The sequence below is a fragment of the Stenotrophomonas sp. PFBMAA-4 genome (genome assembly GCF_030053215.1).
Classification (GTDB): Bacteria; Pseudomonadota; Gammaproteobacteria; order Xanthomonadales; family Xanthomonadaceae; genus Stenotrophomonas.
The window spans coordinates 68,730-84,673 of sequence record NZ_JASGBW010000008.1 but is presented as its reverse complement, the minus strand read 5'-3'; the positions used below and the strand labels follow the sequence as shown (position 1 = coordinate 84,673).

Here is a 15,944-nt window from a genome sequence, read left to right as displayed (position 1 = left end):
TCTCAGCGCACCTTCAGGGTGGCAAGGCCGATCAGCACGAGCACGACCGAGATGATCCAGAAGCGCACGATCACGCGCGGCTCCGGCCAGCCCTTCAGCTCGAAGTGGTGGTGGATCGGCGCCATGCGGAACACGCGCTTGCCGGTCAGCTTGAACGAGGCCACCTGGATCATAACCGACAGGGTTTCGATGACGAACACGCCGCCCATGATCACCAGCACCAGCTCCTGGCGGGTGATGACGGCGATCGTGCCCAGCACCGCACCCAGCGCCAGCGCGCCGATGTCGCCCATGAAGACCATGGCCGGGTAGGTGTTGAACCACAGGAAGCCCAGGCCAGCACCGGCGATGGCCGCGCAGATGATGACCAGCTCACCGGCACCGGGGATCTGCGGGATCTGCAGGTAGTTTGCGAACACCACGTTGCCCGAGGCATAGGCGAACACGCCCAGGCCGCAGGCCACCAGCACGGTCGGCATGATCGCCAGGCCGTCCAGGCCGTCGGTCAGGTTGACCGCGTTGGAGAAGCCGACGATCCAGAAATAGGCGATGGCCACGAAGCTGATGCCGGCCAGCGGCAGCGCGATCGACTTGAACATCGGGATGTAGAAGGTCAGCGCCGCCGGCACGTCGGCGGTCTGCAGCAGGAAGATGCCCGCAGCCAGGCCGAAGATCGACTGCAGCAGGTACTTCCAGCGCGAGGCCAGGCCGTTCGGGTCACGGCGCACGATCTTGATCCAGTCGTCGTACCAGCCGATGGCGCCGAAGCACAGCATCACCGCCAGCACCAGCCACACGTAGCGGTTGCGCAGGTCGGCCCACATCAGCACCGACAGGGTGACGGTGAGCAGGATCAGCGAACCGCCCATGGTGGGCGTGCCGGCCTTGACGAAGTGGGTCTGCGGGCCGTCGGTACGGATCGGCTGGCCGCCCTTGAACTGGGCAAGCCGGCGGATCACCGCCGGGCCGAGCCACAGCGACAGGAACAGGGCCGTCAGCGCGGCAAGGATGGCGCGGAACGTCTGGTAGTTGAACAGCCCGAACAGGCTCTCCAACTGCTGCAACCATCGAGCCAGTTCATACAACATGCGGGGAATCCTCTCCTTGCGCCAGCAGCGCTTTGACAATCGTGTCCATGGCGCTGCCACGGGAACCCTTGACCAGGCAGCGCACGCCAGCGTGCAGCTCGTCCTTCAGCGCCTGCGACAGCGCGTCATGGGTGGGGAAATGACGGCCGCCTTCGCCGAAGGCGGTGGCGGCGGCGGCACTGAGCGGGCCCAGTGCATACAGGCGCTTGAGACCGGCGGCGCGCGCACGCAGGCCGGCCTGCGCGTGCAGGGCTTCGGCATCCGGGCCCAGCTCGCGCATGTCGCCCAGCACCAGCCAGCCCTCTTCCGGGGCGGCGGCCAGGGCATCGATGGCGGCGGCCAGCGAGCCGGGGTTGGCGTTGTAGCTGTCGTCCACCAGCACCGCACCGTTGTGCAGCTGATGGGCGATCTGGCGGCCCGGCACCGGCTGCGCGGCGGCCAGGCCCGACGCCACCAGGGCCAGGTCGATGCCGGCGGCCAGGGCCAGGCTGGCGGCGGCCAGCGCATTGCTGACGTTGTGCCGGCCCGGCAGGCCGAGCGCCACGCGGGCCTCGCCCATCGGCGAAACCAAGGTGAACTGGCTGCCCTGCGCACCGCCGCGGATGTCGCGCGCGGTGACGTCGGCACTATGGTCCAGGCTGTAGCGCAGCACTTTGCAGCGCGCCGGGGTGCCGACGAAATGCTGTTCGAACCAGCGGCCGTAGGCATCATCGACATTGATGACGGCCACGCCATCGGCCGGCAGCGCGGCGTAGATCGCGCCCTTGGTCATCGCCACGCCAAGCAGGCTGCCCATGCGTTCCAGATGGGCCGGGGCGATGTTGTTGACCAGCGCATAGCGCGGGCGGGCGATGTCGGTCAGGTAGGCGATGTCGCCCGGCTTGCCGGCACCCATCTCGTAGACGGCGTAGTCGGCATCTTCCGGTGCATCGATCACCGCCAGCGGCAGGCCGATCTCGTTGTTGCGGTTGCCCGGGTTGGCGTAGACCACCTTGTGCGCGTGCGCGGCCACCTGCTGCAGGATCGCCAGCAGCAGGCTCTTCACGCTGGTCTTGCCGTTGCTGCCGGTGATCGCGAACACCTCGGTGTCGCGGTCGCGCTGCATGCCGGCGGCAATCTTCGCCAGGGCCAGTTCGCTGTCGGCCACCAGCACCTGCGGCACGTCCAGCGGCAGCAGGCGCTCGACCAGCAGCGCGCTGGCACCACGCGCCTGCGCATCGGCGGCGAAATCATGGCCGTCGAAACGCTCGCCGCGCAGGGCCACGTACAGGGTGCCCGCGCCCAGGCTGCGGGTGTCATTGCTGACCGCATCGATGGCCACGTCGTCGCCGTGGATCTCGCCACCGGCCCAGTGCGCGATCAGCGAAAGCAGGGTGCGCTTCATGCGATGCCCTCCCCTGCCTGCGCTGCGATCACACCGGCTTTCGCGGCCAGCGCGGCAGCCGACACTTCGGTGTCGTCGAAGTCGTGGCGCACGCCGTTGACTTCCTGGTAGGGCTCGTGGCCCTTGCCGGCGATCAGGATGATGTCGCCCGCGCCAGCACGCTTCACCGCCAGGCCGATCGCACGCGCGCGGCTGCGCTGCACGGTCACGGCCGAGGCATCGGTGAAGCCCGCGAGGATGTCGGCGACGATCACATCGCCATCCTCGCCACGCGGGTTGTCGTCGGTAACGATGACCTGGTTGGCCAGGCGCTCGGCGATGGCGGCCATCTGCGGGCGCTTGCCGGTATCGCGCTCGCCACCGCAGCCGAACACGCAGTACAGCGTGCCCTGCAGGTGGCCGTGCAGGCTGTCCAGTGCCTGTTCCAGCGCGTCGGGGGTGTGGGCGTAGTCGACCACCACGGTCGGCAGGCCATCTTCGCCACCCAGGCGGTTCATGCGGCCACGGATCGGCTGCAGTGCCGACAGCACTTCGGCGATGCGCTCGACCGGTTCGCCCAGTGCATGCAGGCTGCCGGCCACCGCCAGCAGGTTATCCACGTTGAAGCGGCCCAGCAGCGGCGACTGCACGGCAGCGCGCGCGCCATCGATGACCAGCTCGAAGCCGATGCCGCGACCGTCCAGCTGCAGGTTCTCCGCACGCACGCGGGCATCGGCCGCACCGCGCGAGCTCAGGCCGATGGCCTGCACGCTGGCCGGCAGGCCGGCAAACAGCTGGCGACCGAAGGCATCGTCCAGGTTCACCACCGCCGCCTTCAGGCCCGGTCGGTGGAACAGGCGCGCCTTGGCCGCGCCGTAGCTGGCCATGTCACCGTGGTAGTCCAGGTGGTCGCGGGTGAGGTTGGTGAACACCGCCACGTCGTAGTGCACGGCATCCACGCGGCCCTGGTCCAGCGCGTGCGAGCTGACTTCCATCGCCACCGCGCGCGCACCGTCGTTGCGCAGCTGCGCCAGCAGCGCATGCATCTGCAGCACCAGCGGCGTGGTGAAGCCGGTCGGCTCGATCGAACCATAAAGTCCGGCACCCAACGTGCCGATACTGCCACTGGGCGTGCCGAGAAGGTGCCAGGCCTGGGCCAGCAGCTGCACGGTGGAGGTTTTGCCGTTGGTGCCGGTCACGCCCACCATCGTCATCGCGCGCGAGGGCGCGCCATGGAACTGGTCGGCCATCGCGCCGAGGCGCGCGCGCAGGCCCGGCACGGCGATGGCATCGGCCGGCGCCGGCAGCTCGGCCGGGGCCGGCGGCTCGAACAGGATGGCGCTGGCACCGGCCGCACGCGCCTGTTCGACAAAGCCCAGGCCATGCGCGCCGAAACCGGCGATGGCGACGAAGGCGTTGCCGGGGCGCACGGCACGGCTGTCCAGCACCAGGCCGGTCAGGACGGGATCATTGCCCGCCAGGGCAACGTCCGGAAGCAACTGCGAAAGCAACATCGAAGGACTCATTGCGTGCCTCCCGCGGGCGGGGCCGGCACATGGTTCTGCGCGCTGGGCAGCGCGGCGTCGAATTCGGCGGCGGCATCGGCCGGCAGCGCGGCCTCGGCCGGCGGCGCCGGCAGGATGGAGGCCGAATGCCCCATCTTTCCCGACTGCTGGGCGGCCAGCCACGACTGCAGGTCGTCCAGCGGGACGTCCATCAGGCGCAGGGTGCCTTCCATCACGTTGTGGTACACCGGCGCCGAGACAAGGCCGCCATAGAACTTGCCGCCCTGCGGGTCGTTGATGACGATGACCGTGGCGAAGCGCGGGTTGGTGGCCGGCACCACGCCGGCGAACAGCGAGTTGTAGTGGCCACGCTCGTAACCCCCCGGGCCGGCCTTGCGCGCGGTGCCGGTCTTGCCGGCCACGTGGTAGCCGAGCACGGCCGCCTGCTTGGCGCCGCCCTGGGTCACCACCGTTTCCATCATGGCCACGACTTCCTTGGCCACGTTCTCGTCGATGATCTGCTTGCCTTCGTTGCGCTGGCCCTTCACGAAGGTCGGGGCGATCAGCTTGCCGCCGTTGGCCAGCGCCGAGTAGGCGGTAGCGATCTGCAGCGGCGTCACGTTCAGGCCATAGCCGTAGGACATGGTGGTCTTGGTGGCGCCATCCCAGTTGCCCGGGCGGCGCACCACGCCACCGGATTCACCGGGAAAACCGCTGTGCGGCACCGAGCCGTAACCGAAGCGGCGCACGCCGTCATAGAAGGTCTGGTCGGTCATCTTCGCCGCGATCTTGGCCGCGCCGATGTTCGAGCTGCGGGTGATCACGCCGGTCACGTTGAGCACGCCGTTGTTGCGCGGCACGTCACGGATGGTGAAGCGGGCCACCTGCATGTAGCCCGGGTTCGTGTCGATGATGGTGTCCTTGGTCACCGCACCGGACTGCAGCGCGGTGGCGATGGTCAGGGGCTTCATCGTCGAGCCCGGCTCGACCAGGTCGGTCACGGCACGGTTGCGGCGCGTATCGGGCACGGCACCATTGAGCGAATTCGGGTTGTAGGTCGGCAGGTTGACCATGGCCAGGATTTCGCCCGTAGCCACGTCCATGATCACCATCGAACCACCGGCAGCCTTGTTGGCCACCAGCGCACTGCGCAGTTCCTTGAAGGCCAGGTACTGGATGCGGCGGTCGATGCTGAGGGTCAGGTCCTTGCCCGGCTCGGCGGCGCGCAGCAGGTCGCTCTCCACCGTCTCGCCCTTGCGGTTGCGGATCACCCGCTTGGCGCCGGCCTTGCCGCGCAGCCATTCGTCGAAGGCCAGTTCCAGGCCTTCCTGGCCGCGGTCATCGATGTTGGTGAAGCCCAGCACGTGCGCCATCGCCTCACCCTGCGGGTAGAAGCGGCGGAACTCGCGCTGCGCGGCCACGCCCGGAATCTTCAGCGCGACCACCTTCTCTGCCTCGTCCGGATTGATCCGGCGGCGCAGGTACATGAATTCCTTGTCCGACTTCTGCGACAGGCGGCTGCTCAGCTCGTCCACCGACATGCCCACGGCCTGGGCCAGTTCGGGGATGCGGTCCGGCGCGCGCAGCAGGTCCTGCGGGTTCACCCAGATCGAAGCGACCGGGGTGGACACCGCCAGCGGCTCGCCGTTGCGGTCGGTGATCATGCCGCGCGAGGTCTTGATCGGCAGTTCGCGCAGGTAGCGCGCCTCGCCCTGGCGCTGGTAGAAATCGCTGTTGATGATCTGCACGTACGCCGCGCGACCGACCAGCGACACCGAGCACAGGCCGAGCGCCAGCGCGACCCAGCGCAGGCGCTGGCGCAGGTTGAAGGCGTTGCGCGGGCGGTTGCGGCCGGTCTTGCTCATGGGCGCACCACCACCACGTCGGCGGCTTCGGGGAACTTCATGCCCAGCTTCTCGCGGGCCACCCGGTCGACGCGGTTGGCTTCAGCCAGGGTGGCCTGTTCCAGCTGCAGGCGGCCGAATTCCAGGTTGATGTCATCACGCGTGCGCTCGGCACGCGACAGCTCGATGAACGTCTGCCGATGACGGTGACGCACGAACACGACGCCGATCGCCGAGGCCACGGTGCAGGCCAACAGGATGATCAGCAGCAGCCGGCTCATGCATCGGCCTCCCGCTTCTGTGCCACGCGCAGCACGGCGCTGCGGGCACGCGGGTTGGCGGCCAGTTCTTCATCGGTGGCCTTGATGGCACCGCCGATCAGATCCAGGGTCGGCACGAACGCCACGGCCTCGGGCAGGCGGCGGTTGGCCGGCGGCGCCTTGGCCAGGCGGTTCATGTACTGCTTGACGATGCGGTCTTCCAGCGAGTGGAAGCTGATCACCGCCAGGCGGCCACCGGGCTTGAGCCGCTCCACGGCCGCATCGAGCCCGGCTTCCAGATCGGCCAGCTCGCGGTTGATGTGGATGCGGATGGCCTGGAAGCTGCGCGTGGCCGGGTGAATCTTGTCCTTGCCACGCGGCATCACCGAAGCGATCAGCTCGGCCAGTTCGGCGGTGCGGGTGAACGGCTGCTTCTCGCGGCGGGCGACGATGGCACGGGCGATGCGGCGGCTCTGCCGCTCTTCGCCGTAGGTCCACAGCACATCGGCAATCTCGCGGTCTTCGACGCGGTTGATCCACTGCGCCGCGCTTTCGCCGCTGTCCGGGTCCATGCGCATGTCCAGCGGGCCGTCCTTGCCGAAGCTGAAACCCCGCTCGGCCACGTCCAGCTGCGGCGAGGACACGCCGAGGTCGAACAGCACGCCATCCAGGCCCTCGGCCGTCGCATCCCACTGCAGCAGCTGGGCGAAGCTGCCGCGGAAAATGGACACGCGCGGGTCCGGCGCGAAATCGCGCTCGGCTACGGCGATGGCTTCCGGATCCTTGTCCATGACCAGCAGGCGCCCCTCCGGGCCCAACTGGGTGAGCACGCCACGTGCATGACCGCCACGACCGAACGTGCCATCCAGATAACGTCCGTTTTCGATCACCCTCAGGCCGTCAATGACCTGGGTGTACAGGACCGGCAGGTGCACCGCCGGCGACTGCGACACCGGAAGGTGACCGGTCTGCGCTTCTGGGCGCATCCGGGCACCCCGGCTCACAACTTCAGGTCGAGCAACCCATCACCCAGATCCTCGTCAGACAATGTCTGCTGGATCAGGGCCCGATGCGCCTGCTCGCTCCACAATTCGAACTTGTCGCCCATACCGAGCAATACCGCCTTTTTTTCAATGCCCACCGCACCGCGGTGGCTGGCGGGAATGCTGATACGACCGTTGCCGTCCAGCTCGAGATGGGCGGCCGAACCGACCAGCTTCTGCTGCAACAGGCGCACGACACGCTGGGTGTTGGGCTTGGACATCACGTCGTCGCGGACCCGTTCCCATTCCGATTCGGCATACAGCCACAGGCAGCCGGCTTCGAACGGGTTGTAGGTAAGAACGAGACGGTTGTTGCTGGCACGCGCGACGAGGTCGCGGTAGGCGGTGGGAACCGCCATGCGTCCTTTATCGTCAACTGTGATGGCCGTCTCGCCCTGGAACACGACGCGTGCACCTTTCCTTCGCCCGGTGAAACATTGAACCACGAAAACCCACAAAACACCCGGATTTCCCTCTGATGCCCACCTTAGCAGCGGCCCTAGGGTTGTCAACAACTTTTCAGCGGGGAAATCGCCAGCCACATCAATGGCTTGCAGCAATGTTTAGAGAATTGTTCAAGGCTTATCCACAAGTTGCTGATCCGTCTCAATTTTTGAGATTGAACAGAAGTTCAGGGGTGTGGAGAGCGCGTGAAACATGGGCTGCGCATTCATCAAAAACGGGTTGAAAGCGGCGTCGCTCTGCGCAAACCGGGCACAATGACGCCATGTGCCTGCTTGCTCTTGGCTGGTTGCATCACCCGCGCTGGCGACTGGTGATGACCGGCAACCGCGATGAGTTCCACGCCCGCCCGACGGCGGCCCTGGCCCCCTGGCAGGACGAGCCGTCCATCATCGGCGGGCGCGACCTGCGTTCGGGCGGTGGCTGGGCCGGTGCAGGCAGTGCCGGGCGCATGGCCGTGGTCACCAACGTGCGTGACCCGCTGGCCGCCCAGGCGGGCCCGTCGCGCGGTGCGCTGGTGGCCGATTTCCTGCGCGGCCGCGAACCGGCCGCCATGCACATGGACCGTCTGGCCGGCATCGCCGCGGCGTATGCCCCGTTCAACCTGCTGTTGGCCGATAGCGACAGCCTTGAGTATCTGGGCAACCATCCGGCCGAGCGTCAGACCCTGGGCCCGGGCGTGCACGGCATGTCCAACGGCGCACTGGACGCACCCTGGCCGAAGACCCGCAGGTTGATGGATGCCCTCTCGGCGTGGCTGGAAGTAGATGGAGACCTGGCCCCGCTCTGGGCCGCCCTCGCCGACGAGCACCGCCCCGCCGACAGCGAGCTGCCCGACACCGGCATCGGCCTGGAGCGCGAGCGCTGGCTGAGCCCGGCCTTCATCCGTGGCGACGACTACGGCACGCGCGCCAGCACGGTGCTGCTGATCGATGCCGCCGGCCATGGGCAGATGCACGAACGCCGCTTCGGCGCGCAGGGTGTGTTCCTGGGCGAAAGCCGCGTCGACTTCTGAATTGATCGCGCGTACCCGGTAGATCCACGCCATGCGTGGATGGAATTGCCGATTCGGGCAATTGCCGATTCAAGAAATGGAGGCGGAGCCGGCCGATAAGCCGGGTTCTGTCGTGGACAGTCATTCCTCTAGGCGTTACGTCACCGCAACGCTCAAGCAACCTACCCGGATCCAACGCGGGCCGCGCCAATGGATCCCTATTTGGTCTTGCTCCAGGTGGGGTTTGCCGTGCCGGTCTGTTGCCAGACTCGCGGTGCGCTCTTACCGCACCATTTCACCCTTACCGGCCTTCCGAAGAAGACGTAGGCGGTATCTTTCTGTTGCACTTTCCGTCGGCTTGCGCCGCCCAGGCGTTACCTGGCACCTTGCCCTATGGAGCCCGGACTTTCCTCGGCACCCCCGAAGGGATGACGCGACTGTCTGGCCGGCTCCGCCAACGCGCATTCTAGCGCACGCACGCCTTTTCTGCCGTGCTGATCGCGGCACCTGCATGGGGTGGTAGAGCCACGCCATGCGTGGCTGCAGGAATTTCCACATCCACGCATGGCGTGGATCTACTGATCCGGCGCTACAGACATAACCCGCACAACGGCAGGACCTGCGTTCCGAAACGTCGGTATTTATGTCATTTTGACAGACACTATGGAACACTCCGGCCATGGTTGATCCGTATGCCACTGCAAGGGAGCTGATCCAGCGCACGGGCACGGCGCGCTCACGCGACATGGTGCGTGCCGGTGTGGCGCGCGCGCAGCTGTCCCGGCTTGTCGCGTCCGGCGATCTGCTGAGGCTGTCGCGTGGCATTTACACCCTGCCGGACCTTGCGCCTGCGGAAGGACGGGAAGGACTGCTGGTCATCGCAGAACGTCTGGCCACGCCCCGACTGTGCCTGCTGAGTGCCCTGAGCCTGCATGGCCTGACCACCCAGGCCCCGTTCGAAGTCTGGATAGCCATCGGCAACAAGGATCGCGCGCCGCGGATCGACTGGCCGCCCCTGCGTGTTGTCCGCATGTCGGAAAAGACACTGGGGGCGGGACTGGAACCCCTGCCGATCGGCCACGTCACGCTCCGCGTGACCGGCGTCGCCAAGACCGTCGTCGACTGCTTCAAGTACCGGAATCTCGTGGGTCTGGACGTTGCGATCGAGGCCCTGCGGGAGGCACTGGGAGCGGGCCTGACCACGATGGACGAGCTGTGGATGTATGCACGCCTCTGCCGCGTTGCCAGACTGATGCGACCTTATCTTGAAGCGTTGGCATGATTCCCACGCCTCCGGCAGACCGCGTCCGTTCCATCCGGCAACGGTTGCGTGATGGTGCACGTGCACGCAACGAAGACTTCCAGTACGTATTGGACCGGTTTGCGGTGGAACGCATGCTCTATCGGTTGTCGCAGTCGCCGTACCAGCAGCAGTTCCTGCTGAAGGGTGCGATGCTCTTCGCCATCTGGTTCGATGTACCCCATCGCCCCACCCGTGACGCCGACTTCCTGGGATACGGCCGAACCGACCCTGCGCATCTGACCCGCATCGTGCATGACCTGTGCGCGATGGAGCTGGACGACGGCCTGCACTTCGACGCCGCCTCCACTGTCATCGATCCGATACGCGAAGGATCCACCTATCAGGGCCTCCGCATGCGCCTGCAGGCGCGCCTGGGCAACGCGCTGTGTCACGTGCAATGGGACGTCGGCTTTGGCGATGCCGTTCTTCAAGCACCACCGGAATGTGAGTACCCGGTACTGCTCGATGAATTCCCGCCACCGCGCCTGCGGGTGTACCCGCGGGAGGCCGTCTTCGCCGAAAAGCTCGAAGCCATTGCGGCCCTGGGCATCGCCAACAGCAGGATGAAGGACTACTTCGACCTGTTGGCGCTCGCTCGTGAGGGTCAGATGGCGAGGCCCGCACTGGTCGCGACGATAAGCGCGACGTTCGAACGGCGAGGTACCCGCTGGACGCAGCCAGTGCCCTTCGGCTTGTCGGAGGAATTTGCCGACGATCCCCACAAGCAGGCGCAGTGGACTGCATTCCTGCGCAGGAATCGCCTGCACGCTGAGTCTTTGGACGCCGTAGTGAAGGAAATCAGCGCCTTCGTCCGCGCCCTGAACGGGTAACGCGGGCCAAGGCCTTGGGGGTCGGAGCCCCTGCGGGGATCCAGAATCCTTGATTCCCGCCGCGCTACGCGCTCGCCGGGCACGGCCCGGCGCTACCGGCCGTACAACGCCTTGCGCGGGGCACCGGTCAGTTCGGCCGCCAGCTTGGCGGCGGTCGACGGCGGCAGGTGCTCGCTCAGCTTGGCGTAGACGTGGCGGCCGTGCGCCAGCTGCGCCTCGGCATCGTCGCCAGCGCCCTGCACCATCACCACGAATTCGCCCTTGCGCTGGTTCTCGTCGGCTTCGACCCTGGCCAGCAGGCCGGCCAGATCGCCGTCCAGCACGGTCTCGAACAGCTTGGTCAGCTCGCGCGCCAGCACCGCCGGGCGCTCGGCGCCGAAGATCGCCGACATGTCCGCCAGCGATTCGACGATGCGGTGTGACGATTCGTAGAACACCATCGTGCACACCTCGCCGGCCAGCGCCTGCAGGCGGTCGCGGCGGCCACTGGCCTTGGCGGGCAGGAAGCCCTCGAAGCTGAAGCGATCGCTGGGCAGGCCGGCCACGCTGAGCGCGGCGATGGCCGCACAGGCACCGGGAATGGGGCTGACCTTGATGCCAGCGGCACGCGCGGCGCGCACCAGGCGGAACCCCGGGTCGCTGACCAGCGGCGTGCCGGCATCGCTGACCAGGGCCAGCGACTCGCCGGCCTGCAGGCGCGCCACCAGGCGCTGCGACAGCGCCTCTTCGTTGTGTTCGTGCAGGGCCACCAGCGGCTGCTGGATGCCGAAATGGGACAGCAGCTGGCCGCTGCGGCGGGTGTCTTCGGCACAGATGGCCGCTACCGAGCGCAGCACCTCCTGCGCACGCGGGCTCAGATCGGCCAGGTTGCCGATCGGCGTGGCGACGACATACAGGGTTGGCACACTCATTTCAGCGGTACTCACGGGGCAAGGGTAGAATCCTAGCGTGTACTTGGCCAAGGCCGCTGCCCTCATCGCATGGACCCGATCATGAACAAGCCCGCCGCACGCATCTCCGCCCTGTCGTTGTCGCTGATGCTTCTGGCCGGTTGTGCCACCACCAGCCTTACCAGCGCCCCCGAATCGCCGGCCCAGAGCCAGGCGCTGGCGCTGATCGAACAAGGCAAGCCGCGCGACGCTGCCCTGCAGCTGGAAGCGCAGGCCGCCACCCTGCGCGGCGGTGCCCGCAGCAACACCCTGGCCGATGCGGCCTGGGCCTGGCACCTGGCCGGTGACAGCGCCCGCGCGCGCAGCCTGCTGGGCCAGCTGACCGCGCGCCAGCTATCCGGCGCCAGCCTGCAGCGCTTCCAGCTGGCCAGCGCCGAGCTGGCCCTGGCCGACCAGCAGCCTGCACAGGTGCTGGTCCTGCTGAAGGACCCGGGCGACAACGTGCACCCCAGCCTGCGCACGCGCTGGCACCTGGCCCGCGCCGCCGCGCTGCAGGCCAGTGGTGACGGCTTCGCCGCTGCTGGTGAGCGCGCCCGCGCCCACGCTGGCCTTGCGGGCACCGCCCGCAGCGAGAACCAGACCGCCATCGCCGGCCTGCTCGGCACGCTGGACGACGCCAACCTGCGCAGCCGTGCCGCCGCGCTGCCGGCCAACGACCCGCTGTACAACTTCGCTGGCCGCGCGCTGATCGCCCGTGGCCTGCCGCTGCCGCGCCCGTTCGACCGCGAGGGCGCGGCCCAGTTCGATACCAGCAAGCGCCCGCCGGCCATGAGCGACGGCTACCGCCCGCCGGCGAAGATGGCCGTGCTGCTGCCGCTGAGCGGCCGCCTGGCCACCGCCGCACAGCCGGTGCGCGATGGCCTGCTGACCGCCTATTACGGTGAAAGCCGCCGCCGCCCGGACATCAACTTCTTCGATACCGCCGGTACGCCTGCCGGCGCGCTGGCGGCCTACGACAAGGCCGTGGCCTCCGGCGCCGACTTCGTGGTCGGCCCGCTGGGCCGCGACGAGGTGGATGCGGTGTATGGCCGCCAGCCGCTGCAGGTGCCGGTGCTGGCGCTGAACCGTGGCAAGGATGCGCCGCCGGCTGGCAGCGCGGGCTTCTCGCTGGCACCGGAAGACGATGGCATCGTGGCCGCCGAGTACCTGCGTGGCCGCGAGCGCAACCGCGCCCTGGTCATCAGCAGCAACGACGACACCGGCCGCCGCGCCGCTGCCGCCTTCGCCCAGCGTTTCGCCCAGCGCGGTGGCCAGGTGGCCGCCACGGTGGCCGTGGCTGAAGCCGTGGGCGATGTCAGTGCGCAGGTGCGCAATGCCGGCCAGATCGATGCGGTGTTCCTGGCGGTGCGTGCGCCGCAAGCACGGCTGCTGGCGCCGCAGCTGGCCCTGGCCGGTGCCGGTGGTACCACCCGCGTCGGCACCAGCCAGCTGACCACCGGCAGCGGCAAGGCCGAGGAAGACGTGGCGCTGGACGGCATCATCTACCCGAACGAAGCCTGGAACGTGCGCAGCGTGTCCGGCGTGCCGTCGGCCGCACAGGTGGGCCAGACCCTGCCCAGCGCGCGCGGTGCCGCCGGCCGCCTGTTTGCCTTCGGTGCCGATGCGTGGAAGATCAGCGCCTACCTGGAAAAGCTGTCGAACGAAGGCGGCCTGGATGGCGCCACCGGTACGCTGTACCTGGACAGCAACGGCAACATCCTGCGCCAGCCGGCGTGGTCCACCTTCAGCGGTGGCCGCCCGATGCCGATCGTCGGTGGTCGCTGAGCACCTGCAACGGGGCTCGGCGGTGGAAGCCGCCGCCGAGCAGCACCTGCAACAGGCCGGGTTGCAGCCGCGCGCACGCAACGTGCGCTACCGCGGTGGCGAACTGGACCTGGTGATGGACGACGCGGGCACCGTGGTGTTCGTGGAGGTGCGCTACCGCGCACGTTCGGATTTCGGTGGCGGCGCCGCCTCGGTGGATGCGCGCAAATGCCGGCGCCTGGCCCACGCCGCGCTGCTGTACCTGCAGGATCACCCTGCCTTGGCCGACGCGCCCTGCCGTTTCGATGTGGTGGACGCCAGTGGCGATCCGCCGCAGCTGCACTGGCTGCGTGATGCGTTCCGTTTGGATGATTGCTGATGCCGTCGATCATCACCCATGCCGCCGTGCCGCTGGCGCTGTGGTGCGCCGCTGACCGCGGCCGCATTCCGCCGCGGCTGCTGGCCGCTGGCGTGATCGCCGCCATGCTGCCCGATGCCGACGTGCTGGCCTTCGCCCTGCACATTCCCTATGCCGATGCGTTCGGCCACCGCGGCGCCAGCCATTCGCTGCTGTTTGCCTGCGTGCTGGCCGCGTTTGCTGCGTCGCTGGCGTTCTTTGGTAGTCGCCGACCTGGGTCGGCGGTTTCGAGCCAACCAAGGTTGGCATCTACGACATCCACCGTGCAGGCCGCGGTGTTCGTCTTCGTCTGCGCGGCCAGCCATCCGCTGCTGGATGCGATGACCTCCGGCGGGCTGGGCGTCGCCCTGGCCTGGCCGTGGAGCGAGCACCGCTTCTTCGCACCGTGGCGACCGATCCGCGTATCGCCGTTTGCCCCGCAGTTCTTCAGCGCGCGTGGCCTGGCCACGTTGCTGTCCGAACTGCGCTGGGTGTGGCTGCCGCTGGCCACCGCCGTGGTCGCCTGGAAACTGATCCACCCTGCCCCTGCCGTTCCCCGGGAACCCTCATGAGTACTGCCCTGCCCGCCCCCCTCGTTGCCGAACTGTCCGCCCTGCTGGGCGCGGAAGGCTGGCGCGTGGATGACACCGCGCTGGAGGCCAACGCGCAGGACAATTCCTGGCGCCGGCAGCGCCCGGAAGCCGTGGCGCTGCCGGCCGATATCGGGCAGGTGCAGGCCCTGGTGCGTGCGTGCCGCGCGCATGGCGTGGCCCTGGTGGCGCGCGGTGCGGGCACCGGCACCACCGGCGCGGCGGTGCCGCAGCCGGGCAGCATCGTGCTGTCGTTCACCCGCATGGACCGCATCGTTGACATCCGTGCCGGTGACCGCTGCGCGGTGGTGCAGCCGGGCGTGATGAACGGCACGCTGCAGCAGGCGCTGGCACCGCACGGCCTGTTCTGGGCACCGGACCCCTCCAGTGCGGATATCTGCAGCATCGGCGGCAACCTGGCCTGCAACGCCGGCGGCCCGCGCGCGGTGAAGTACGGCACCAGCCGCGACAACGTGCTGGGGCTGGTGGCGGTCACCGGTGCCGGCGAGGTGATCCGCTGCGGCGGCGCCTACACCAAGGACGCCACCGGCTACGACCTGACCCATCTGCTGGTGGGCAGCGAAGGCACGCTGGCACTCATCGTGGAGGCCACCCTGAAGCTGACGCCGCTGCCGGTCAGCCAGGCGGGCCTGCGCGTGCTGTACCGCGATGCCGACGCCGCCGCTGCCGCCGTTTCGCGGCTGATGTCGCAGCCGGTCGTGCCCACCCGCCTGGAGTTCATGGATGCACGCAGCCTGGAGCTGCTGCGCTTGAATGGCGCCGACGTTCCCGAGGCCGGCGCGATGCTGCTGGTCGAAGCCGATGGCGACCACGACACCCTGCCCTACCTGCTGCAGGCACTGGCCAGCGCCGCCGAAGGCGAGGGCATGATCGAACTGGACGTGGCGATGGAAGGCCGCGCCCGCGACCAGCTGTGGGCCGCCCGCAAGGCGCTGTCGCCCGCGCTGCGCAGCGTTGCCCCGGGCAAGATCAACGAAGACGTGGTGGTGCCGGTGTCGCGCATTCCCGATCTGGTGGCCGGCGTGCAGGCGTTGGCGCGCGACTACACGCTCACCATCGTCACCTTCGGCCATGCCGGCAACGGCAACCTGCACGTCAACATCCTCTACCACCCTGAGGATGCCGAGGAGAACGCACGCGCGCAGGCCGCGCTGCCGAAGATCTTCGAGCTGACGCTGGCACTGGGCGGCACGTTGTCCGGCGAACATGGCATCGGCATCGCCAAGCGCGATTTCATGGCCCAGGCGTTCACCGCGGAGACGCTGGCGGCGATGCGTGCGATCAAGGCAGCGCTGGACCCGGATGGGATTCTCAACCCGGGTAAGGTGTTGCCGGCGGCATAGCCCGCACGCAACCCTGTAGTGCCGAGCCCATGCTCGGCTGACGCTTTCACGCAAGCCGCCGAGCGTGGGCTCGGCGCTACAGAAGCTGTCGCAATCGGCACGCGTTGACGTTCTTCGCCGCGACGCTGCAACGATTCGTATTTTTTCTGCTTTGCAACTTTCCTCATTGGGCGCCAGGCGCTTGCGGCCAATCATGGGCGCGCCACCG

15 protein-coding genes and 1 other RNA gene are annotated in these 15,944 nt (G+C 68.2%); 7 read left to right on the top strand and 9 right to left on the bottom strand.

From position 1 onward, the window contains the following. Positions 1–2: 2 nt before the first annotated feature. The 7 genes from mraY to mraZ are packed head-to-tail and all read right to left on the bottom strand — an operon-like array spanning position 3 to position 7,507. Entirely contained in the window at positions 3–1,088 is a 1,086-nt protein-coding gene (gene mraY / locus QMZ26_RS07475; protein ID WP_079220628.1) for a phospho-N-acetylmuramoyl-pentapeptide-transferase, read from the bottom strand. Further along, on the bottom strand, positions 1,078–2,472 hold the full coding sequence (gene murF, locus QMZ26_RS07470; RefSeq protein ID WP_283221055.1) for a UDP-N-acetylmuramoyl-tripeptide--D-alanyl-D-alanine ligase: 1,395 nt from the start codon (positions 2,470–2,472) through the stop codon (positions 1,078–1,080). The genes mraY and murF overlap by 11 nt, the downstream gene beginning before the upstream one ends. Further along, positions 2,469–3,977, bottom strand: a complete 1,509-nt coding sequence (locus QMZ26_RS07465; protein ID WP_283221054.1) for a UDP-N-acetylmuramoyl-L-alanyl-D-glutamate--2,6-diaminopimelate ligase — start codon at positions 3,975–3,977, stop codon at positions 2,469–2,471. The genes murF and QMZ26_RS07465 overlap by 4 nt, the downstream gene beginning before the upstream one ends. Continuing rightward, complete coding sequence (locus QMZ26_RS07460; RefSeq protein WP_200733241.1) at positions 3,974–5,821, bottom strand: penicillin-binding protein 2; 1,848 nt, start codon at positions 5,819–5,821, stop codon at positions 3,974–3,976. The genes QMZ26_RS07465 and QMZ26_RS07460 overlap by 4 nt, the downstream gene beginning before the upstream one ends. Next, positions 5,818–6,081 (bottom strand): cell division protein FtsL, encoded by a 264-nt coding sequence (ftsL, locus tag QMZ26_RS07455; RefSeq protein WP_079220624.1) that lies wholly within the window; start codon positions 6,079–6,081, stop codon positions 5,818–5,820. Before ftsL ends, QMZ26_RS07460 begins: the two co-directional genes overlap by 4 nt. Further along, positions 6,078–7,046, bottom strand: coding sequence for a 16S rRNA (cytosine(1402)-N(4))-methyltransferase RsmH (gene rsmH, locus QMZ26_RS07450; RefSeq protein ID WP_079220623.1), 969 nt, complete (start codon positions 7,044–7,046; stop codon positions 6,078–6,080). Before rsmH ends, ftsL begins: the two co-directional genes overlap by 4 nt. Before the next feature lie 14 nt (positions 7,047–7,060). Further along, positions 7,061–7,507 carry a division/cell wall cluster transcriptional repressor MraZ gene (mraZ, locus tag QMZ26_RS07445; protein WP_004143635.1) on the bottom strand — a complete coding sequence of 149 codons (447 nt, stop codon included), beginning with the start codon at positions 7,505–7,507 and terminating at the stop codon, positions 7,061–7,063. A 323-nt stretch (positions 7,508–7,830) separates the two neighbouring features. On the opposite strand from mraZ, the gene QMZ26_RS07440 reads away from it, so the two are divergent. Then, complete coding sequence (locus QMZ26_RS07440) at positions 7,831–8,580, top strand: NRDE family protein (RefSeq protein ID WP_283221053.1); 750 nt, start codon at positions 7,831–7,833, stop codon at positions 8,578–8,580. An 80-nt stretch (positions 8,581–8,660) separates the two neighbouring features. Here QMZ26_RS07440 and rnpB read toward each other — a convergent pair. After that, positions 8,661–9,012, bottom strand: an RNA gene (rnpB, locus tag QMZ26_RS07435) — RNase P RNA component class A. A 226-nt stretch (positions 9,013–9,238) separates the two neighbouring features. On the opposite strand from rnpB, the gene QMZ26_RS07430 reads away from it, so the two are divergent. Together QMZ26_RS07430 and QMZ26_RS07425 are read left to right on the top strand one after the other, a co-directional pair. Next, the gene (locus tag QMZ26_RS07430; RefSeq protein ID WP_283221052.1) at positions 9,239–9,841 is read left to right on the top strand and encodes a type IV toxin-antitoxin system AbiEi family antitoxin domain-containing protein; all 603 of its coding nucleotides are present in this window, start codon (positions 9,239–9,241) and stop codon (positions 9,839–9,841) included. Beyond that, positions 9,838–10,692, top strand: coding sequence for a nucleotidyl transferase AbiEii/AbiGii toxin family protein (locus tag QMZ26_RS07425; protein WP_283221051.1), 855 nt, complete (start codon positions 9,838–9,840; stop codon positions 10,690–10,692). The genes QMZ26_RS07430 and QMZ26_RS07425 overlap by 4 nt, the downstream gene beginning before the upstream one ends. Before the next feature lie 92 nt (positions 10,693–10,784). Here the strand turns inward: QMZ26_RS07425 and rsmI are convergent, their stop codons facing one another. Beyond that, positions 10,785–11,603 (bottom strand): 16S rRNA (cytidine(1402)-2'-O)-methyltransferase, encoded by an 819-nt coding sequence (gene rsmI / locus QMZ26_RS07420; RefSeq protein WP_283221050.1) that lies wholly within the window; start codon positions 11,601–11,603, stop codon positions 10,785–10,787. 81 nt (positions 11,604–11,684) lie between these two features. On the opposite strand from rsmI, the gene QMZ26_RS07415 reads away from it, so the two are divergent. The 4 genes from QMZ26_RS07415 to QMZ26_RS07400 are packed head-to-tail and all read left to right on the top strand — an operon-like array spanning position 11,685 to position 15,736. After that, positions 11,685–13,406 (top strand): penicillin-binding protein activator, encoded by a 1,722-nt coding sequence (locus QMZ26_RS07415; RefSeq protein ID WP_200733237.1) that lies wholly within the window; start codon positions 11,685–11,687, stop codon positions 13,404–13,406. Beyond that, complete coding sequence (locus QMZ26_RS07410) at positions 13,396–13,764, top strand: YraN family protein (protein ID WP_200733236.1); 369 nt, start codon at positions 13,396–13,398, stop codon at positions 13,762–13,764. Before QMZ26_RS07415 ends, QMZ26_RS07410 begins: the two co-directional genes overlap by 11 nt. Continuing rightward, positions 13,764–14,354 carry a metal-dependent hydrolase gene (locus QMZ26_RS07405; RefSeq protein WP_283221049.1) on the top strand — a complete coding sequence of 197 codons (591 nt, stop codon included), beginning with the start codon at positions 13,764–13,766 and terminating at the stop codon, positions 14,352–14,354. The genes QMZ26_RS07410 and QMZ26_RS07405 overlap by 1 nt, the downstream gene beginning before the upstream one ends. Next, on the top strand, positions 14,351–15,736 hold the full coding sequence (locus tag QMZ26_RS07400) for an FAD-linked oxidase C-terminal domain-containing protein (RefSeq protein WP_283221048.1): 1,386 nt from the start codon (positions 14,351–14,353) through the stop codon (positions 15,734–15,736). The genes QMZ26_RS07405 and QMZ26_RS07400 overlap by 4 nt, the downstream gene beginning before the upstream one ends. Positions 15,737–15,944 lie beyond the last annotated feature (208 nt).